The sequence below is a fragment of the Pseudooceanicola aestuariicola genome (assembly GCF_045763785.1).
Lineage (GTDB): Bacteria > Pseudomonadota > Alphaproteobacteria > Rhodobacterales > Rhodobacteraceae > Pseudooceanicola.
The window spans coordinates 900,703-918,641 of the sequence record NZ_JBJGSF010000001.1; the positions used below are offsets into that span (position 1 = coordinate 900,703).

Below are 17,939 nucleotides of genomic sequence, written 5' to 3' on the forward strand. Positions count from 1 at the left end.
CCGTCCAATGACCGAACTTGCCGCCGTGGCGCGCCCGCCATTGTTTAAACGATCCTTCTTTGTAAGCTCCCTCGTGGTGGCGATGGCAATCCTTCTGGTCGTCACGATTGTCGAGGTGGTCTCTCACCGGCGGGCCGTCGCGACGATCGAAACGCTGGTTGCCCTGCGCGCGGCAGAGAATACGACATTCCTCGCCGATCAGGTCGCAGGCATGACCAAATTCGGCAAGATCGATCAGATCGAGGGGGCCTTTGCCAAGCTGATGGAGACCGCCAAGGACGAGGTGCAGGGCGCGCTGGTTCTTGGGGCCGAAGGCGATGTGCTGACAACTGCCGGGGACATGGCCTTGTCCCCGGCGATGACGCGTCTGGGTGAACAGGCCCTTGCGACGCGGCAGATGGTGATCAGCGATGATGGGTTTACCGTCGCTGCACCGATGAACTTTGGGCGCGATGCAGGGCTTGTCGGCGTGGCCGTCACAGCATGGTCGCCTGAACCCAAGCTGGCTTTGCTGAAGGCAGAATTGCCGTTGATGATGATCACGTCGGCTGTGGTGTTCGTCGCCGCCCTTGGTTTGGTCGCTGGCTTCTTCTGGGCTTGGGTATCGCGCCCCTTGTCGCGGACCGACCGGGCCATGCGGAAAATGGCCGGGGGAGATCTGGACACCCGCATCGGGTACCAGTCACGCTCGGATGAGATCGGGGGAATTGCGCAATCTCTGGCCGATTTTCAGGCCAAGCTGCAACAGGCCCGGATGGTTGAGGCCGAAAACGCCTTCCGCTCTGCCGCGGTCACGGGCTCCGGCTCTGCCGTGATGCTTCTTGATACGGATGGGACCGTCAATTTCGCCAACCCTGCATGTGGCGATCTGATTGACGCCTTCTCTCGCAAAGCCGGGGGCGTATGGAAAAAGGCGGGGCTATCCGGGCAGGCCCTGAAAGGCGTAGCTGCTGCCAAAATTCCCGGATTTGACGCCATCATGCGTGACCTCTCAAAAGGAGAGGTCGACCTGCCGGTGACCCGTCAGAACCGCTGGGGGCAGGCGCGTCTGATGATCCGGATCGGAGAGGTCACGGACGCCGAGGGGGATGTGATCGGCTACAATGTCGAGCTGAAGGATGTCTCGGACGAGGTTCTGAATGCCGCTATCCTGAAGGCCATCGACGAAAACCAGGTCCGCATCGATATCGGTGAGGACCGCTACGTCACGGATTGCAACGCGGCGGTTCTGGAACTGACCGGCATGTCGCTGAACGATCTTCAGAAAACTTCTGGCACGGATATGTTCAAATCTCTCAACAGTTCGGCGGATGAAAGAGACGCAAGGGCCGACGATCTGAGGCAGGGAAACCCGATCAGTGGCCGTTTCGAACTGCCGTCGATGAAGGACGTCAACCCAGTCGTCGAAGGGACACTGACGCCAATCATGGCCTCAGATGGATCGGTCCAGCGCGTAGTCTTTATCGGTACCGATATCACTCAGGCATATATGGAACGTATCGCCGCCGAAGAAAACCGTATCGCCAGAGAGCGGGAGCAGCAGGACGTCGTAAATGCGCTCAAGGTCGGCTTGGACAAGCTGGCGTCGGGTGACTTGACCATCAGCCTGCTTGAGACGTTCAGCGGCGATTACGAACAGCTCCGCAACGACTTTAACGCCGCCGTGCGCAGCCTCCACGATGCCATGGCTGCCGTCGTTACGAACGCCGCCGCCATTCGCGGGGAAGCGGGGGAAATCACGACGGCGGCTGACGATCTGGCAAGGCGCACGGAACGTCAGGCCGCGACTTTGGAAGAAACCGCGGCGGCGCTGGACCAGTTGACCGCGTCCGTCAGTTCGGCCTCCGCCGGCGCGGTCGAGGCCAGCAAGATCGCGCAGACGACCTTGGAACAGGCTGAAACAGGGGGCACGGTCGCCCGAAAAGCCGTTGACGCCATGGATGCCATCCGCGCGTCGAGCGGCGAGATCTCAAAAATCACCAGCGTCATCGACGACATCGCGTTCCAAACCAACCTTCTGGCGCTGAACGCTGGTGTCGAAGCCGCCAGAGCGGGAGAGGCGGGACGCGGGTTCGCCGTTGTGGCGACAGAGGTTCGGGCATTGGCCCAACGCTCGTCTGATGCGGCCCGAGAGATCAATGATCTGATCACGGCCTCTGGCCAGCAGGTGAAATCCGGTGTGAACCTTGTCGACCAGACAGGGGAGGCATTGGCGCGCATCGTCGAAGGGGTCTCTGACATCTCGACTCGCGTGTCCACAATTGCTGTCTCGGCACAGGAGCAATCGGTTGGCTTGAATGAAATCAACACCGCGGTGAACGATCTTGATCAGGTTACGCAACAGAACGCCGCCATGTTCGAAGAAACGACCGCCGCCAGCCATGCCCTGACGTCCGAGGCAGAGTCGCTTGTCAACGCATCCGGCCAATTCCGCTTGCTGTCTCAGCCTGCACGCGGGCGTACGCCAACGGCGTCGGGCTCAGCTCGCGCGAAGGAAAAGGTCGCGGTCAACGGGGACGCGAGGCAGATCGCGCCGGGTGATGACCGCGGTTGGGAAGAGTTCTAAGCTAGATAAAGGGGCCCGAAATCGGGCCCCTTATTTGTTTCGCTTTACGGAAGAAAATCCAAGCAGGTCACCGCGTACCAGCGTAACGCTCTTTCCACTCCGCGGTTTCTTCATCCGTGATCTTGCGGAACAGGTTTTCCGGAACAGTGAAGGCCTGACCCTCGGCCAAGGTCGACAGCGCATCACTCAAAGGAGCTTCCGGCCAATCTCGGCTGTCGATCGCCATGGCTTCGGCCAGTGAATCGCAGGCGTCGGGGATGAAGGGCGACGAAACGATCGCGTAGAACCGGATCAGGTTCAGCGATAGCCGGACAATCGCTGCTGCGCGATCCGGGTCTTCCTTGAATGCGGCCCATGGGGCGGCGGTCTGCAGATATTCATTCCCCGCGACCCACATTGCGCGCAGTTCCTGAGAGGCTTTGCGCACCTCCATGGCTTCCATGTGCGCTTCGTAGGCCGACAGGCGCGTGGTCAGTTCAGCGATCAGCGCCTCTTCGTCCGCGCCATAGCTTCCGCCCTCGGGCACCACTTCACCGAACTTCGACCGGCAGAACTTGGTCACGCGGGACACGAAGTTGCCCAGCACATCCGCAAGGTCCTTGTTCACCGAGGCTTGGAAATTCTCCCACGTAAATTCCGCATCCGAGGATTCCGGTGCATGGCTCAGCAGCCACCAGCGCCAGTAATCCGCAGGCAGGATGTCCAGCGCCTGATCCATAAAGACGCCGCGCCCGCGCGAGGTCGAGAACTGGCCGCCTTCGTAGTTCAGGTAATTGAACGACTTGATGTAATCGACCAGCTTCCACGGCTCACCTGACCCCAGCACGGTTGCGGGGAAGCTCAGCGTATGGAACGGCACGTTATCTTTGCCCATGAATTGGGTGTAGGTGACGTCATCCGCCCCTTTGTCAGTGCGCCACCAGCGTTCCCAATCCGTGCCTTTGCCAGCGTCGACCCATTCCTGCGCGCAGGCGATATATTCGATCGGTGCATCGAACCAGACGTAGAAGACTTTGCCCTCCATTCCCGGCCAATCCTCGGACCCGCGTTTGACCGGGATGCCCCAGTCCAAATCCCGCGTGATCCCGCGGTCTTGCAGACCGTCGCCGTCATTCAGCCATTTCTTGGCGATCGACGTGGTCAGGATGGGCCATCCCTCACGGGTGTCGATCCATTCTTCCAACTGGTCCTTCATCTGCGACTGGCACAGATAAAGATGCTTGGTCTCGCGCATCTCCAGGTCTTTCGAGCCGGAGATCGTCGAATGCGGATCGATCAGATCGACTGGATCAAGCTGCTTGGTGCAATTGTCACACTGGTCGCCCCGCGCCGAGTCGAAACCGCAGTTGGGGCAGGTGCCCTCGATATACCGATCTGGCAGGAAACGGCCGTCGGCATGGGAATACATCTGCGTCTCAGAGACTTCGCGGATCAACCCGGCCTCGGCCAGTCGTCCGGCGAAATGCTGCGTCAACGCATGGTTCTGCGGGCCCGAAGAGCGACCGAAATGGTCAAAAGACAGACGAAAGCCTTCGGCGATTTTGGCCTGAACCTCGTGCATCTCGGCGCAATATTCGGCGACGGGTTTGCCGGCCTTGGCGGCAGCCAGCTCAGCAGGCGTACCATGTTCGTCGGTGGCGCACAGGAACAGAACCTCGTGCCCGCGCCCACGCTGATATCGCGCGTAAAGGTCCGCGGGCAATTGCGACCCGACGAGGTTACCCAGATGCTTGATCCCGTTGATATAGGGGATGGCCGAAGTGATCAGATGCCGTGCCATGATGCGCCTTTTGTCCCGGTGTTCGGCGCTATGTAACGCCCAAGTCCCGTCAGGGCCAGAGGGTGCGGCGCGCTTGGCAGGTTTGCTTGGCCTATTCGCCGGGTTTGGCGCGCGCCCATCGGGTCAGCCGACCGATCAGGAAAGAGGTGCGCGGGGCCCAGACATAGGCGGTACGCGCCCTTGGAACTCGGCCGACGCGGATGCGGCCCAAAGAGAAGATCAGCAGGAACACATGCCCTGCAGCGATCATCACGAACAGCGCGGATGGCCCATAGCCTGTGACCAGCCACGCGGCAACGTAGGGCGCGAAAATCGCCCCGATTGCATAGTAGAAAAGCAGGGCTGCCGACAGCTCTGCCCTTTGCGTATCTTCAACAAAATCATGGGCATGGGCGGCGGCCACGGAATAGACTGGGTAGGTGGCCAGCCCAAAGAAAAAGGCGTTGATCTGTGCGGCGGATGCACTCGCCCCGCCGGTCAGGGACGAGGCCGCGCAGGACGCGATCGAGGCCAGAGAGATCCCCACAAGCACGCGGCGGCGGTCAAACCGATCGGCCAGCCAGCCCACGGGGATTTGCGCCAGCGCACCGCCCAAGACGAAAAGCGCCAGGAACCACGCGATCTGGCGTGCGTCCAACCCGACGGCCTGACCGTAAAGCGGACCAATCATACGGAAAGTCGCCGCCGACAGGGCCGACACGATGACGGCGACCGCGGCCAATGGAGAGGTCCGCCAGGCGATCACGGGCCGCAGCCGGGGTGCCTCTGGCATGGCAGGCTGGGCGGCAGTGGTCAGGGTCAGGGGCAGGATTGCCGTCATGCAGACCAGTGCGAGGATCGTGTAGGATGCATAGCTGGCCGGGGTCAGGAACCCGATCAACAGCTGCGACGTCAGCGATGCGCCCATATCCGTCAGGCGGTAAACGCCGGTCAGTCTGCCCCTTGTTTCCTTGGTGATGCGGACCATCAGCCAGCCCTCGATCACCGTGTAGCTGCCGGCGATGCACAGGCCCGACAGGATCCGCAGGCCGGCCCAGACATAGGCGTTGACGATCAGCATATGCGCCATCAGCCCGATCGCGCCAAAGACCACGAAGGCCGCGAAGGCGCGGGCGTGTCCCACGGTGCCCATCAGGCGCGGTGCCCACCAGCAGCCTAGGAAAAAGCCCAAGAAATGGGCCGAGCCGAGCAGCCCGATCTGCTGGCTGGAAAACCCTTCGGCCAAGCCAGAGAGCGCGTCCAGCGGGCCAAGCCCGCCTGATGACAGTTGCAGCAACACAACCGACAGCAAAAGGGGGGCAAGGGACAGGATCAGACGCATAGAATGTCAGTGCCGCGACTTTTTCGGCGATGCCAGCCTTATTCCGACCCGCAATGTCGTTTATGCGCGGATCGGGTAGGCCTTGGCGTTCAGGCCATGGCGGGTTCGGTCTGGGGCGGAGCAGGGGTCAGCGTCAGCCCCGCGCGGCGGCTGCCATTCTGCGGATCCTGTCCGCCCCAAGTGGCCCGCCAGCTGCGCGGCGGGTCCATCCGGGCGCGCAGTCGGTCCAACCGCCAGCCGGGTTGCCCCGCCGCATGGTCCGGCGCGCAATGCCAGCGGCTTTCCACCCCTTGGGCCCCGCCGGGCCCGGGCGTCAGGATCAGCCCAAGCGGCGCGGGTCCGTTCTCTGCCCCCGTTTCAGCCGCCAGATGCAGCCGCCGCACGGCTGTCAGGCTGGGCAGGCCGGGGATATCCGCCACCGCCAGCCGCGCAGTGCCGCTGCGCAGGATTTCTTCCAGCGTCCACAACACGTCTTCGGCCCGTTTGGGTCGGACAAAGATCAACCGCTCTGGCGGGATGAAAGAGGCCACCCCTTCGGCATGAAGCTGGTCGGACTGCCAGGCAGGTGCGATCCACCAGATCGGCCCGTCCCAGATCGCCCCGCCCGAGGTCGCCCCGGAACGGCCCCCACTGGTTCCGCCATCCATCCCGCTGACCGCCGGACCGGCCAGCATCTGTGCCGCCAACAGCATGGCAAAGCTGCGCCGCGCCGGGCCGCAGCCTTCGTGCAGCCGCGCCAGCGACAGCGTCGCACCGTGCCCCAAAATCACCGCCGGGGCAGGGCGGTGAGGGCGGCGCGACAGCAAGGGATGGGCCTGCATGGACATAGGCTAAGGGTAAAATGTTCACAAAATGTTCTCAAGATCGAAAAGCAGGAATTTTCCCGCTCTGGGCTTTCCTGTCAGACTTTCGGTAACATTTACCCGCTACACCACGATCAACAGGAAAGACCCCGGATGCAGAAAAATCGCCTTGGCCGCACGGAAATTCAGGTGTCGCACTATTGTCTGGGGTCAATGACATGGGGCCGCCAGACGGCCGCCCGTGCCGCCCATGCGCAGATTGATCTGGCGCTGGATCATGGCATCAACTTTATCGACACGGCCGAGATGTATCCCGTGAACCCCGTCAGCGCCGAAACTGTCGGGCGCACGGAACGGATCATCGGGCTTTGGTTTGATGCCAACCCATCTCGCCGCGGGGATGTGATCTTGGCCAGCAAACACACAGGTGCCGGGTCCAAGGCGGTGCGCGACGGCGCGCCCATTACCGCGAAAAGCATCCGCGACGCGATCGAAGGGTCTCTGCGGCGGCTCAAGACCGATTATATCGACATCTATCAATTCCACTGGCCCAACCGCGGCTCTTACCACTTCCGCCAGAACTGGACCTATGATCCTTCGGGGCAGGATCGGCGGCAGGTTCTGGACAACATGGCCGAATGCCTCCACCAGCTTGAGGAGGAGCGTCAGCGCGGCACCATCCGTTACTTTGGCCTCTCCAACGAAACCGCTTGGGGGGCTGTACAATGGCTGCGCCTGTCCAAGGCGACCGACACGCCGCGACCGGTGACAATTCAGAACGAATACAACCTCTTGTGTCGTCATTTCGACACGGACCTGGCCGAGGTCGCGTTGAACGAAGACCTAGGCCTGATCGCCTATTCCCCCTTGGCGGCGGGTCTGCTGACGGGCAAATATCAGGGTCATGCCGTGCCCAAGGGGTCCCGGATGGACCGCGTTCCGGAACTGGGCGGACGCAAGACGCCTCGTGCCTTTGCCGCCGTCGACGACTACCTCGACCTTGCGTTCAAACATGACCTCGACCTGATCCAGATGGCGAACCAATGGGTCGCGACACGGCCCTTCAGCACCGCCGCTATCATCGGGGCGACGACGCTGGATCAGTTGAAACTCATCCTTGCCGGCGCCGATCTGAAGCTAAGCGATGAGGTTCTGAAAGACATCGACATCGTCCATCGTGACCACCCGATGGTGTACTGATCAGGGCTACACAACCAAGAAGGGTGGCCCCGTTACAACACTTCGACGCTCTTCGCCGTGGCGGGGGCGACGGTCGCTTGCCTGCGCCTGCTCTGCGCGCCTCACTGAGGGCGGAGGGATGTCATGCCACTGTCGATGTCGTCGGAGGTGTTTATCACCTGTGCCATGACCGGATCGGGTCAGACACAGGATCGGTCCCCGCATGTCCCGCGCAGCCCAGAACAGATCGCACAGGCGTCGATCGCAGCCGCCCGCGCCGGGGCGGCCTGCGTGCATATCCACGTGCGCGACCCGAAGACGGGCGCGCCATCGCGTGATCCGCAACTGTACCGAGAGGTCACCGACCGCATCCGCGACGCTGATGTGGATGTCGTTCTGAACCTCACCGCCGGTATGGGCGGTGACCTGATCTTTGGCGGAACGGACAGCCCTTTGCCGCCAGCAGAGGGCACCGACATGATCGGCGCGGCCGAGCGTCTGGTGCATATCGCAGAGTGTCGGCCCGAGATCTGTACGCTGGATTGCGGCACAATGAACTTTGCCGAAAACGACTATGTCATGATGAACACGCCCGGGATGCTGCGCGACATGGCCCGCCGTATCGCCGATCTGGGCGTCCGTCCCGAGGTGGAATGTTTCGATACCGGCCACCTGTGGTTCGCACGCCAATTGGCCGACGAAGGCCTGCTGGAGACTCCGGCCTTGGTGCAATTGTGCATGGGCGTGCCATGGGGGGCACCGGACGACCTGACCACGCTTGGCGCGATGGTCGCGAATGTACCCCACGATTGGACCTTTTCCGCCTTTGGCCTTGGCCGCCACCAGATGCCCTACGTCGCGGCGTCCGTACTGTCGGGCGGTCACGTGCGCGTTGGGTTGGAGGACAACCTGTGGCTGGCGAAGGGTCAACTGGCGACCAATGCGGACCTGGTTGAACGCGCTGTTACGATCGTGGAGTCGCTTGGCGCGACGGTGATGACGGCGCAGCAAATGCGCGACAAATTGAGTTTGGTTAAACGGTTGCCGATGGGTGGGGCATGAAGACAGTTGCGATTATTGGGGCTGGGGTGATCGGTGCGGGCTGGGCCGCACGGTTTCTGTTAAATGGCTGGGACGTCAGGGTTTTCGACCCTGAACCGGCAGCCCGAGACAGGGTAGAGGCCGTGTTGCAGGCCGCCCGCCTTGCCCTGCCGGGCCTTGGCGATGTGGCATTGCCAGCCGAAGGGCGCCTGACATTCTGTCCGCTGATGTCCGAAGCCGTACAAAGCGCGGACTGGGTTCAGGAAAGCGTGCCAGAGCGGATCGAGCTGAAACAGAAGATGTTCCAGGCGATCCAGTCGACCCTTGATCCGGATGCGATCCTTGCCTCTTCGACGTCTGGATTTACCCCGACCGAACTGCAGGCAAGCTCCAACCGTCCCGAACAGATCATCGTCGCGCATCCCTTCAATCCGGTGTACCTGTTGCCGCTGGTCGAAGTGGTGCCAAGCGACAAGACCGCCCCCGAGGTGACAGAGCGCGCGCTTCAAGCCCTGCGCAGCATCGGCATGTCTCCCTTGCCAGTGTCGCAAGAAGTGCCCGCCCATATCGCCGACCGCCTGCTGGAAGCCGTGTGGAGAGAAGCGCTGTGGCTGGTCAAGGACGACGTGGCCACCACCGCCGACATCGATGAGGCGATCCGGCAGGGTTTTGGCCTGCGCTGGGCGCAGATGGGCCTGTTCGAAACCTATCGCATCGCGGGTGGCAACGGCGGCATGGCGCATTTCCTGTCGCAGTTTGGGCCCGCTTTGAAATGGCCGTGGTCCAAACTGACCGACGTGCCCGAGATGGACGAGGCGCTGATCCAGAAGATCGCAAGCCAGTCCGACGATCAGGCGCAGGGGCGCAGTATTGAGGCGTTAGAGGCGCAGCGGGATCGCAACCTTGTTGGCATCCTGCGGTCACTGGCGGCGCAGGGGTGGGGCGCCGGGCAGGTGGTGAATCAGGCCGACGCTGCGCATCTGGAAAAATCTCAGGTGCCGCAATCCTTTGACCAGATCGGTGATCTAACGGCCCCGGTCTGTACCCTTGACCGCGCGGTGCCCTTGGATTGGCTGGATTACAACGGCCACATGACCGAGGCGCGATACCTCCATGCCTTTGGTGACGCGACGGACCGGATGATGATCCTGATCGGCTGTGACCGGGACTATGTTGCGGCTGGGCAAAGCTTTTTCACGGTCGAGACGCATATCCGCCATATCGACGAAGTCACCGCTGGCGCGCCCCTGAAGGTAATGACCCGTGTGATCTCGGCGGGGGGTAAAAAGATGCACCTGTGGCACGAGATGCTGTCGGGCGACCGCCTTCTGGCCACGGCAGAACATATGTTGCTGCATGTGGACCTTGGCACGCGCCGGTCGACGCCGATGCCTGCCTTGCTGGCGGATCGGTTGGATCAACTGGCCAATGCGCAGGCCCATCTAGCGACACCGCAGGGGCTGGCGCGTGCGATTGGCGATCCGCTCTGACAATGCTGGCTGACGGGGCTGGCGCTTGGCCCCGCAATCGGTCATAGCGTTTACATGTTCGAGTCATGGATTTTCTTCGCCCTTGCGGCGACGGTGTTTCAGACCGCCCGCTTCATGTTGCAGAAAATCCTTGCGACGAGCGGGCTTAGCGCTGGTGGGGCGACCTTTGCGCGGTTTTTCTATTCGGCCCCGTTTGTCTGGATCGCAATCTTTCTGATCCCTGACTGGCCCGCGCTTGGCCCCACCTTCTGGCCCTTTGCCATTGCCGGTGGGCTGGCGCAAATCTTGGCGACGGTATGCGTCGTGCTGCTGTTTCAGACCCGCAACTTTGCCGTCGGGATCACGCTAAAAAAGACCGAAGTGCTGTTGACCGTTCTGGTCGGCATCGTCCTTCTGGGCGAAGGTGTCAGCTGGGCCGGATTTGGCGCCATGGTCGTCGGCGTCTTTGGCGTGCTGCTGTTGTCGGACCCGCCGAAGGTGGGGCAGGCGGGCTGGCGGTCGGTTCTGTTCAGTCGCGCCGTGGTGCTTGGCCTGATCTCTGGCGTGTTCTTCGGCGTCTCGGCTGTCAGCTATCGCGGCGCCACGCTCGAAGTCGCCGCCGACCCTGCCATCCGCGCAGTCTTTACTTTGGCCTGTGTGTTGTTGGTGCAGGTGACGTCGCTTGGCCTGTGGCTGCTGGTCCGCGAAAGCGGAGAGATCACCCGCGTCGCCCGCGACTGGAAACGTGCAGGATGGATCGGCCTGACCTCCTTGGGGGGATCGCTGTGCTGGTTCACGGCCTTCACGCTGGAAAACGCGGGCTATGTCTTTGCTGTCGGCCAGATCGAGGTGATCTTGTCGTTGATCGCCTCTGTCCTGATTTTCAACGAAAAGGTCACGTCGCGCGAAGGCATTGGCATCGCGCTGATCACCCTGTCGGTTGTTGTGTTGATCGCCGTAACCTGACGCACGACGCCTTAGTCGGCGCGCCCGGCCGAATCCACCAGACCACGCAACCGCCGGAACGCCCGGTTTTCGTTGTTGTTGGCAAAGAAGGGCACGCTGGCCGGTGGGCGCGGGTCGGCGGCACGCTGCTGCACTTCGGCCAGAACGACCTCTGTGATGAATGGCAGGTCAAAGCTGCGCGCCTCGGTCAGGGGGATCCACTGCAGGTTCGACAGCTCATCACAGGCGGCGGTGAAATCGTCCAGATCGCTGGCTACCGATTGATCCGCATCGACCACGAAGAATCGCGCATCGAACCGGCGCGGGCGTCCCGGCGGCGTGATGGCGCGGAACACGAACCGCAAGGCCGAGGCGTCGGGGATATGTCCTGTTGCCGCGAAGGTTTCCCAGTCGGGCGGCGGCGTGGTGTCCCAGCTGCCGGGACGTCCCAGCACAAGACCGGTTTCTTCCCACAACTCACGGATCGCCGCTGCGGCAAGTGCATTCACCAGATCGCCGCCCGCATCCTCTAGCAAACGATCGGCGCAGGGCTGCGGGATTGGCGCGGCCAGCGGGATGTCCGCATCGCCCGCGTCGACCGCGCCACCGGGGAACACCACCTTGTTCGGCATGAACACCGCCTTGGACCCGCGCTGGCCCATCAGAACCTTGGGGTTGGTCGCGCGGTCGCGCAGGGCGATCACGGTCGCGGCGTTACGGATTTGCGACTTATCGATCGCGGGTGCGGTTTCGGGTGATGTCATGCCTCGTCCTCCTCTGGCGCGGATTGCGCCCTCGGGGGACTATCGGCTGGCTTTTCCGAACCCATGCATCAGCCGGGCCCATTGAAACGCGACCAGTGCCCCCTTCAATCTGGGAAGAAGGTAAAGGGACAATGTGACAGTGCCAATAGCGAAACCAGTGAACAGTACCAGCGGCTCGGGCTGGTACATCGTGAAGACGGTCAGCAATGCGGGCGCCATGAGGTGGCCGACGATCAGGATCGTCATATAGGCCGGGCCATCGTCGGCGCGGTGGTGGTGCAACTCTTCGCGGCAGACGGGGCAATGATCGCGCACCGTCAGATAGCCTTTGAGCATCGGACCAGACCCGCAGTTCGGACACTTGCGCCGGAACCCGCGCCAGACCGAAGGCCACAGCTCCCGCTCTGCCACGGCGGTGTCTTCGACGTAATCGTTCTGTGTATCTTTCATGCGGGGGTCCGTTTCGGCCATGGCATCTGGGGTTCAATGCTGCAATGCGCCCCAAGATGATCAATGCGGCCCCCGATATAAAGGGGACGGAATGTCCTTGCGGCGGGATGTCGCGCAAAAAGGATGAAAAAATTTTCGACACAGGCGACGGAAACCTGTCGCTGCCCCGTTTCATAGTCACAAAGCCAGACAAGACAGGCTTTCAAACGCAGTCAAGAAACGGAGACATCCTATGAAACGAGCACTTGCCCTGAGCACCGCCATGATCATCGGTCTGACCGCAAACGCCCTGCCAGTGATGGCGCAGGACGGCCCCGGTCCCCGCGGTCCGCGCATGGACTTTGCCACCATGGACACCAACGGTGATGGCCAGATCACGCAAGAAGAGCTGACGGCCTCTGCCGCCGCACGCTTTGCCGAAGCTGACACCAACGGTGACGGCAGCCTGAGTGTCGAAGAAATGGTCGCCCGTATGCAGGCACGCGCCGAAGAACGTCAGGACGACCGCCTTCAACGCGGTGCCGAACGGATGATGAACCGCATGGATCAGAACGACGATGGCGTTCTGTCCGCAGACGAAATGCGCCCCCGCAATGCGGACCGGATGTTCGCCCGGCTGGATGCGGATGACAACGGTTCCATTTCCGAAGAAGAGCTGAGCCAGGCGCGCGAGCGTATGGGCAAGCGCCATGAAATGGGCGGCAAACGCCACGGTGGCGATCACGATCACGGTCACGGCCAAAAGCGCAAGCTTCAGGACTGACCCTGAGGACGGTCCCGGGGGCGCGTCCCCCAAGCCTTGCCCCGGGACCGATCCATCGCAGTTGCCCGCCCGCCTGAATATGGTTACGCCCGCCGGATATGACGGACATGCCCTTTGACGATCTGACGCGTTTGGACGACGATGCCCTGATGGTGTTATACGCCAACGGGGACGCCGCGGCCGCGCATGTGCTGACGCATCGTCTGGCACCGATCGTCATGGCGCACGCCACACGCCTGACTGGCAACCGGGCCGAGGCCGAGGATATCACCCAAGAGGCTATGTTGCGGCTGTGGAACGTGGCCCCGGACTGGCGGCAGGGCGAAGCGAAGGTGACCACGTGGTTGTACCGCGTGACGGCCAATCTGGTGACGGACGGGTTCCGGCGTCAGCGCGGACGCGTCGATTTCGATGCCATCCCCGAGCCCGAGGATGACCAGCCCACTGCCGATCATGTCATGCAGGACAAGGCACGGGTAGCGGCGCTGGACGCGGCTTTGCAAAGCCTGCCCGACAGGCAGCGGCAGGCGGTGGTTCTGCGGCATATCGAAGGATTGACCAACCCCGAGATCGCCGAGGTCATGGATATAGGCGTCGAAGCGGTGGAAAGCCTGACCGCGCGCGGCAAACGGGGGCTTGCAAAGGCGCTGGAGGCGGAAAAGAACACTTTGGGGTATCAGGACGATGACTAGGAAAGACATGCACGATCAGATCGATGATCAGGGGCTTGATCTCTTTTTCGACGCCGCGCGCCGAACGCCTGCGCAGCCGTCCGAGGATGTTTTGGCGCGGATCGCCGGGGATGCGGCGCGCGTCCAGGCCGGGTTCGGCGCTACTGTGCTAAGGCCTCGGCGTGCGGGACGCGTGTCGCAGTTTCTTGCGGCGATTGGCGGCTGGCCTGCCATGGCCGGTTTGGCAACCGCTGGGGTTGCCGGCCTGTGGATCGGCGCGGTGCCGCCTGCTTTTGTCGAAACCCTGACCAGCGGGGTCATCACCACCGCTGACACAGCGGACGACGATTTGTACTTGGTGGACCCTTTGCCGGGCTACGCCGTGACCTATGCGCTGGAGGATAGCCAATGACCGGAAACCCTCAGACCTCGGCCCCTCAGGGCCCGGCCTCACGCAAGCTGGGGTGGTTGCGGTGGATCCTTCTGCCTTCGCTGGCGCTGAACCTGCTGGTGCTCGGATTAATCGCCGGCCATGTGATTTTCGATGAACCCGATCGCCGTGTCCCGCGTGTCGATAGGATGGGGGGACCGCTGACCTTCGCGCTAAGCCATGAGGACCGCCGCGAAATCGGGGACGCGCTGCGCCGTGAATACCGCGACGCGCGCCCGTCGCGGGCAGAATTGCAGGCGCAATATCAAGACGTCATCGCCGCGCTGCGCCAAGACCCCTATGACCGGGCCGCGATTGAACAGGCCTTTGCCGATCAACTCGACGGTGTGACACAGCGCGTGGCCGTGGGGCAGAAGGTGCTGCTGGACCGGATCGAGTCGATGTCGGCCGACGAAAGGTCCGCCTTTGCTGATCGGTTAGAGGAAGGGTTGAAACGCCCCGGCCGTGACTTTGGCCGTGGGGACGGGCCGCCGAAACTGCCGCGACCCTAATCGGTACGGCGGATGCCGGGATCAAAACGCAAGAAGGCGCAGTATCGGGTGTCTTCGGGTCTTTCGGGGCGAGACACTGTTGACCCTCAACCCAAAGTGACCGCGCTTATCCCGCCAATTGTCCCGGGACCGTCCGGCGCCTGTCGGCAGAGCGAGCAATGGGACGCGGTCCGCCTTTCAGATGCACATCCTGCATAACGCAGTCCCGGCCCGCAGCCTTCGCGCCATAAAGCGCGCGATCCGCGCGGGTCATAAGCGTGGCTGCCGCATCCGCAGGATCGAGGGGCAGGGCGATGCTGGCATCCGCGGTTGCGACGCCGATGGACATGGTCACGCACAGCCCTTCGGGCGCGGCGGGATAGGGGGTTATCAGTTCACCAACAGCCTGACGCAGTTCACGGGCAAAGCGCGCGGCGGCGACGCGACCACAGGCGGGTAGGGCGATCAGGAATTCTTCGCCACCGATCCGGGCCGCCAGACCCATGCCCCCAAGGTGGTCCCGCATCACCCGCGCCACGGTTTGCAATACGGCATCGCCCGCAGCATGCCCGAAGGTATCGTTGATCCACTTGAAGTGATCCAGATCGCACATCAACAGGGCCGAAGGTCGGCCACTGGCGGCAACCTCTGCCATCATCGCTTCAACCCGCGGCAGGGCGTAGCGTCGGTTGAACAGCCCGGTCAGCGGGTCGGTCATCGCAGATTGCAGGCCGACGCGCAGACTGTCGCGTAACTGCGACAGCCGTTGTCGGCGGGCGTGTAGCAGGCCGATGCGCGCGATCACCTCTTCGTTCGTCGGGGGCTGACGCACCACGCCACCCGCGCCAATGTCCAAGGCCTGAGCGATCACGTCGCCCGACAGCGTGCTGGTCGCAATCAGAACTTCCGGCGCGTCATCGCCGCGCATGCCCCGCGCAGTCAGCCGCACGGTCGCTTGGGCGCCAAGGTCGTCACCGTCCAGCATAAGCACATCAAGACCCTTCGGCAGCGCCTCGATATCGTGGATCACGCGAACCTGCGCGCCACCCAATTGCCGGCCAATCTCTCGGGCCCAATCCGCAGCGGACTTCACCCGGCTAAGGATCGCCACACGCGCCGGACGGGTAAAGCCGCCAGCCGCTTCGGCCAGCCCATGTGGCCGCAGCGACCCGACACCCTGCATCGACAGATCGCTGACCCGGGCGCGATGGTCGAACAGGCGTCGCACCCGCGCCAGCATTTCCGTATCACTGCAGGACCGGCTGATGACCTCGTCCGCGCCGGATGCGATCAGCATCGCTGCGCGCGCAGGATCATCCCGGTCGGTGATCACGATCCGCAATAAATCGCTGCAATCGGACGCGCGCAGCGCCTCGCAAAGACCAGCGGCACCGGGGGCGTCCAGCCCATCGCTAAGCAGTACGGCGCCGGGGCGTTCGGTCCGGGCGATCTGCACCACTTCTGACGCGCGATCAGATTGAAGAATGTCGTAATAGGCGCCGCTGAACAGCGCGCTTAGCATCAGCCTGCTGGCAAACCTGTCGTCAGCGATCAGAATTCTTCCGGGCATCGCTTGCAGCCTCCTTCCGGTTGCGTAAGGACATGATTTGACCAAAGTGGTTAAGAAACCGTTGCCATGATCAGGTCATTGCGACAGACCGGCAAAAACCGCGCAGATGTCCGCCTAGAAGGAGACCTCAGATGCAGACAGACAGGGCCATGATCATCGCGCTGCAATCGCTGAACTGGTTGATAGCAAACGACGATCTGCGCGATGTCTTTCTGGGGTCCAGCGGTTTGTCACCCGACGATCTGAAATCCAGCGCGGGCGATCCGCACCTGCTGGGATCGGTGCTGGACTTTATCCTAATGGACGATCAATGGGTCATCGCCTGCTGCGATGCGCAATCGATACCTTACGAGGACCTGCAGCAGGCGCGGTTTTCCCTGCCCGGTGGCGAACAGGTGCACTGGACCTGACGGATCAGATCGCTGGCAGATCGGCGGGCGTGCCTTCGATGATGATGTCGAGCAGCCGCAGCAGCTCTGCATGGTCCTGATCGCTGAGCAGTTCCGCCATCAGCCGACCATTTTCGCGCGCATAGGGCGTGGCCTTGGCGACCGTCCGGCGCCCTTTGTCTGTCAGGGTAATCCGGCGCGTGCGACGGTCTTCGTGACCCGAGGCGCGCGCGACCAGCCCATCATTTTCCATCCCACGAAGCGCACGAGACGTTGCGGTGCGGTCTATGCCCACGAAGGTCGCGATATCAGAGGGTTGGGTCAGATTTTCGTTGCCGATCGCCAGCAGGATACACCATGTCGTCCGGTTCAATCCGACCATCCGAAGCCGATCCTCCAGACGCCGTTCCTGCCGCCGGGCCGCCAGCGACAGATGATAGCCAAGCGATTCATGCAGGCGGTAGGGTTGGGCAGAGGTTTCAGGCGTATCCGACATAAGCAGAGAGGGCCGCAGCCCAAGCGGCTTGTCAAGCCGATAGCCCCCCGGCAAGGTCGCCGCGACGGGATGCAACGGCGGGCGGGATCATGACCCTGGGCGGAATACTTTTTGACAAGGACGGGACGCTGTTCGATTTCGGGGCCACTTGGAACGCTTGGGCCGTAGGGTTGATCCAGCACCTGTCTGAAGGCGATCTGCGCACAGCGCGCCGGATCGCCGAGGTGACGGATTTCGATCTGGATGCCGGGGTCTTTCGACCGACCAGCCCGATCATCGCAGGCACCGGACGCGAGGCGGCGGAATGCGTTTCCCGTGCGCTGCCGGACGCGCATATCGACGCGCTCGAGGCAGTGATGAACGACCACGCCGCCCGCGCACCGCAGGTTCCGCCAACCGATCTGGTGCCATTGCTGAACGATCTGGCCGGGCGCGGGCTAAACCTGGGCGTCATGACCAACGATAGCGAATATGCCGCCCGCGCACATCTGACGGCGGCCAATGTGCTGGACCGCTTCGATTGGATCGCCGGGTTCGACAGTGGACATGGGGCGAAACCCGCGCCGACGCCCTTGCTGGCCTTCGCGTCGCAGATGGACCTTGATCCGGCGCGCGTCGCCATGGTGGGGGACAGCACCCACGACCTGATCGCAGGGCGCGCGGCGGGGATGGTGGCGATTGCCGTGCTGACGGGACTGGCTGACCATGACACTCTGGCGCCCTACGCCCACGCCGTGCTGCCGCACATCGGACACCTGCCGGACTGGCTGAACGCGTCTGGATGATGCGACAAATGCGACGGGAAACGTCG

Annotated in this window: 18 protein-coding genes; 11 read left to right on the forward strand and 7 right to left on the reverse strand. The window is 62.7% G+C overall.

Annotation, left to right across the window (positions count from 1 at the left end):
• Nucleotides 1–7 precede the first annotated feature (7 nt).
• A complete protein-coding gene (locus ACI3GR_RS04055; RefSeq protein WP_407492760.1) occupies nt 8–2,566 on the forward strand; it encodes a methyl-accepting chemotaxis protein in 2,559 nt (852 codons plus the stop codon).
• Between the two features lie 67 nt (nt 2,567–2,633).
• Here ACI3GR_RS04055 and metG read toward each other — a convergent pair whose 3' ends face one another.
• The 3 genes from metG to ACI3GR_RS04070 all read right to left on the reverse strand — a co-directional run bounded on the left by metG (nt 2,634) and on the right by ACI3GR_RS04070 (nt 6,488).
• Nucleotides 2,634–4,346 carry a methionine--tRNA ligase gene (gene metG, locus ACI3GR_RS04060; RefSeq protein WP_407492761.1) on the reverse strand — a complete coding sequence of 571 codons (1,713 nt, stop codon included), beginning with the start codon at nt 4,344–4,346 and terminating at the stop codon, nt 2,634–2,636.
• 91 nt (nt 4,347–4,437) lie between these two features.
• Nucleotides 4,438–5,667: an MFS transporter gene (locus tag ACI3GR_RS04065; protein WP_407492762.1), complete on the reverse strand. Its 1,230-nt coding sequence runs from the start codon at nt 5,665–5,667 to the stop codon at nt 4,438–4,440.
• An 89-nt stretch (nt 5,668–5,756) separates the two neighbouring features.
• On the reverse strand, nt 5,757–6,488 hold the full coding sequence (locus ACI3GR_RS04070; protein WP_407492763.1) for an ImuA family protein: 732 nt from the start codon (nt 6,486–6,488) through the stop codon (nt 5,757–5,759).
• 135 nt (nt 6,489–6,623) lie between these two features.
• On the opposite strand from ACI3GR_RS04070, the gene ACI3GR_RS04075 reads away from it, so the two are divergent.
• The 4 genes from ACI3GR_RS04075 to ACI3GR_RS04090 all read left to right on the forward strand — a co-directional run bounded on the left by ACI3GR_RS04075 (nt 6,624) and on the right by ACI3GR_RS04090 (nt 11,125).
• Nucleotides 6,624–7,670, forward strand: a complete 1,047-nt coding sequence (locus tag ACI3GR_RS04075; protein ID WP_407492764.1) for an aldo/keto reductase — start codon at nt 6,624–6,626, stop codon at nt 7,668–7,670.
• Nucleotides 7,671–7,793: 123 nt separating this feature from the next.
• Complete coding sequence (locus ACI3GR_RS04080; RefSeq protein WP_407492765.1) at nt 7,794–8,711, forward strand: beta-keto acid cleavage family enzyme; 918 nt, start codon at nt 7,794–7,796, stop codon at nt 8,709–8,711.
• Nucleotides 8,708–10,180: a carnitine 3-dehydrogenase gene (locus ACI3GR_RS04085; RefSeq protein ID WP_407492766.1), complete on the forward strand. Its 1,473-nt coding sequence runs from the start codon at nt 8,708–8,710 to the stop codon at nt 10,178–10,180. The genes ACI3GR_RS04080 and ACI3GR_RS04085 overlap by 4 nt, the downstream gene beginning before the upstream one ends.
• A 54-nt stretch (nt 10,181–10,234) precedes the next feature.
• A complete protein-coding gene (locus ACI3GR_RS04090) occupies nt 10,235–11,125 on the forward strand; it encodes a DMT family transporter (RefSeq protein WP_407492767.1) in 891 nt (296 codons plus the stop codon).
• A gap of 11 nt (nt 11,126–11,136) precedes the next feature.
• Here the strand turns inward: ACI3GR_RS04090 and ACI3GR_RS04095 are convergent, their stop codons facing one another.
• A complete protein-coding gene (locus tag ACI3GR_RS04095) occupies nt 11,137–11,868 on the reverse strand; it encodes an NUDIX hydrolase (RefSeq protein ID WP_407492768.1) in 732 nt (243 codons plus the stop codon).
• 39 nt (nt 11,869–11,907) lie between these two features.
• Nucleotides 11,908–12,318: a DUF983 domain-containing protein gene (locus tag ACI3GR_RS04100; RefSeq protein WP_407492769.1), complete on the reverse strand. Its 411-nt coding sequence runs from the start codon at nt 12,316–12,318 to the stop codon at nt 11,908–11,910.
• 232 nt (nt 12,319–12,550) lie between these two features.
• On the opposite strand from ACI3GR_RS04100, the gene ACI3GR_RS04105 reads away from it, so the two are divergent.
• From ACI3GR_RS04105 to ACI3GR_RS04120, 4 genes are all read left to right on the forward strand, one after another.
• Nucleotides 12,551–13,081, forward strand: coding sequence for an EF-hand domain-containing protein (locus ACI3GR_RS04105; protein ID WP_407492770.1), 531 nt, complete (start codon nt 12,551–12,553; stop codon nt 13,079–13,081).
• A 98-nt stretch (nt 13,082–13,179) separates the two neighbouring features.
• Nucleotides 13,180–13,773, forward strand: coding sequence for an RNA polymerase sigma factor (locus ACI3GR_RS04110; protein ID WP_407492771.1), 594 nt, complete (start codon nt 13,180–13,182; stop codon nt 13,771–13,773).
• Nucleotides 13,774–13,780: 7 nt separating this feature from the next.
• Nucleotides 13,781–14,164, forward strand: coding sequence for a hypothetical protein (locus ACI3GR_RS04115; RefSeq protein WP_407492772.1), 384 nt, complete (start codon nt 13,781–13,783; stop codon nt 14,162–14,164).
• Nucleotides 14,161–14,694 (forward strand): periplasmic heavy metal sensor, encoded by a 534-nt coding sequence (locus tag ACI3GR_RS04120; RefSeq protein ID WP_407492773.1) that lies wholly within the window; start codon nt 14,161–14,163, stop codon nt 14,692–14,694. The genes ACI3GR_RS04115 and ACI3GR_RS04120 overlap by 4 nt, the downstream gene beginning before the upstream one ends.
• A 106-nt stretch (nt 14,695–14,800) precedes the next feature.
• Here ACI3GR_RS04120 and ACI3GR_RS04125 read toward each other — a convergent pair whose 3' ends face one another.
• On the reverse strand, nt 14,801–16,243 hold the full coding sequence (locus tag ACI3GR_RS04125; RefSeq protein WP_407492774.1) for a diguanylate cyclase domain-containing protein: 1,443 nt from the start codon (nt 16,241–16,243) through the stop codon (nt 14,801–14,803).
• Nucleotides 16,244–16,374: 131 nt separating this feature from the next.
• On the opposite strand from ACI3GR_RS04125, the gene ACI3GR_RS04130 reads away from it, so the two are divergent.
• Nucleotides 16,375–16,653 carry a DUF3572 domain-containing protein gene (locus tag ACI3GR_RS04130; protein WP_407492775.1) on the forward strand — a complete coding sequence of 93 codons (279 nt, stop codon included), beginning with the start codon at nt 16,375–16,377 and terminating at the stop codon, nt 16,651–16,653.
• A gap of 4 nt (nt 16,654–16,657) precedes the next feature.
• Here ACI3GR_RS04130 and ACI3GR_RS04135 read toward each other — a convergent pair whose 3' ends face one another.
• Entirely contained in the window at nt 16,658–17,128 is a 471-nt protein-coding gene (locus ACI3GR_RS04135) for a MarR family winged helix-turn-helix transcriptional regulator (protein WP_407492776.1), read from the reverse strand.
• A gap of 89 nt (nt 17,129–17,217) precedes the next feature.
• On the opposite strand from ACI3GR_RS04135, the gene ACI3GR_RS04140 reads away from it, so the two are divergent.
• Nucleotides 17,218–17,913, forward strand: a complete 696-nt coding sequence (locus ACI3GR_RS04140; RefSeq protein ID WP_407492777.1) for an HAD family hydrolase — start codon at nt 17,218–17,220, stop codon at nt 17,911–17,913.
• The last annotated feature ends 26 nt before the right edge of the window (nt 17,914–17,939 follow it).

Bases quoted from the DNA above. Each gene is read 5' to 3' on its own strand.
- ACI3GR_RS04055 (WP_407492760.1), top strand. From the start codon at position 8: ATGACCGAACTTGCCGCCGTGGCGCGCCCGCCATTGTTTAAACGATCC.
- metG (WP_407492761.1), bottom strand. From the start codon at position 4,346: ATGGCACGGCATCTGATCACTTCGGCCATCCCCTATATCAACGGGATC.
- ACI3GR_RS04065 (WP_407492762.1), bottom strand. From the start codon at position 5,667: ATGCGTCTGATCCTGTCCCTTGCCCCCCTTTTGCTGTCGGTTGTGTTG.
- ACI3GR_RS04070 (WP_407492763.1), bottom strand. From the start codon at position 6,488: ATGCAGGCCCATCCCTTGCTGTCGCGCCGCCCTCACCGCCCTGCCCCG.
- ACI3GR_RS04075 (WP_407492764.1), top strand. From the start codon at position 6,624: ATGCAGAAAAATCGCCTTGGCCGCACGGAAATTCAGGTGTCGCACTAT.
- ACI3GR_RS04080 (WP_407492765.1), top strand. From the start codon at position 7,794: ATGCCACTGTCGATGTCGTCGGAGGTGTTTATCACCTGTGCCATGACC.
- ACI3GR_RS04085 (WP_407492766.1), top strand. From the start codon at position 8,708: ATGAAGACAGTTGCGATTATTGGGGCTGGGGTGATCGGTGCGGGCTGG.
- ACI3GR_RS04090 (WP_407492767.1), top strand. From the start codon at position 10,235: ATGTTCGAGTCATGGATTTTCTTCGCCCTTGCGGCGACGGTGTTTCAG.
- ACI3GR_RS04095 (WP_407492768.1), bottom strand. From the start codon at position 11,868: ATGACATCACCCGAAACCGCACCCGCGATCGATAAGTCGCAAATCCGT.
- ACI3GR_RS04100 (WP_407492769.1), bottom strand. From the start codon at position 12,318: ATGAAAGATACACAGAACGATTACGTCGAAGACACCGCCGTGGCAGAG.
- ACI3GR_RS04105 (WP_407492770.1), top strand. From the start codon at position 12,551: ATGAAACGAGCACTTGCCCTGAGCACCGCCATGATCATCGGTCTGACC.
- ACI3GR_RS04110 (WP_407492771.1), top strand. From the start codon at position 13,180: ATGACGGACATGCCCTTTGACGATCTGACGCGTTTGGACGACGATGCC.
- ACI3GR_RS04115 (WP_407492772.1), top strand. From the start codon at position 13,781: ATGCACGATCAGATCGATGATCAGGGGCTTGATCTCTTTTTCGACGCC.
- ACI3GR_RS04120 (WP_407492773.1), top strand. From the start codon at position 14,161: ATGACCGGAAACCCTCAGACCTCGGCCCCTCAGGGCCCGGCCTCACGC.
- ACI3GR_RS04125 (WP_407492774.1), bottom strand. From the start codon at position 16,243: ATGCCCGGAAGAATTCTGATCGCTGACGACAGGTTTGCCAGCAGGCTG.
- ACI3GR_RS04130 (WP_407492775.1), top strand. From the start codon at position 16,375: ATGCAGACAGACAGGGCCATGATCATCGCGCTGCAATCGCTGAACTGG.
- ACI3GR_RS04135 (WP_407492776.1), bottom strand. From the start codon at position 17,128: ATGTCGGATACGCCTGAAACCTCTGCCCAACCCTACCGCCTGCATGAA.
- ACI3GR_RS04140 (WP_407492777.1), top strand. From the start codon at position 17,218: ATGACCCTGGGCGGAATACTTTTTGACAAGGACGGGACGCTGTTCGAT.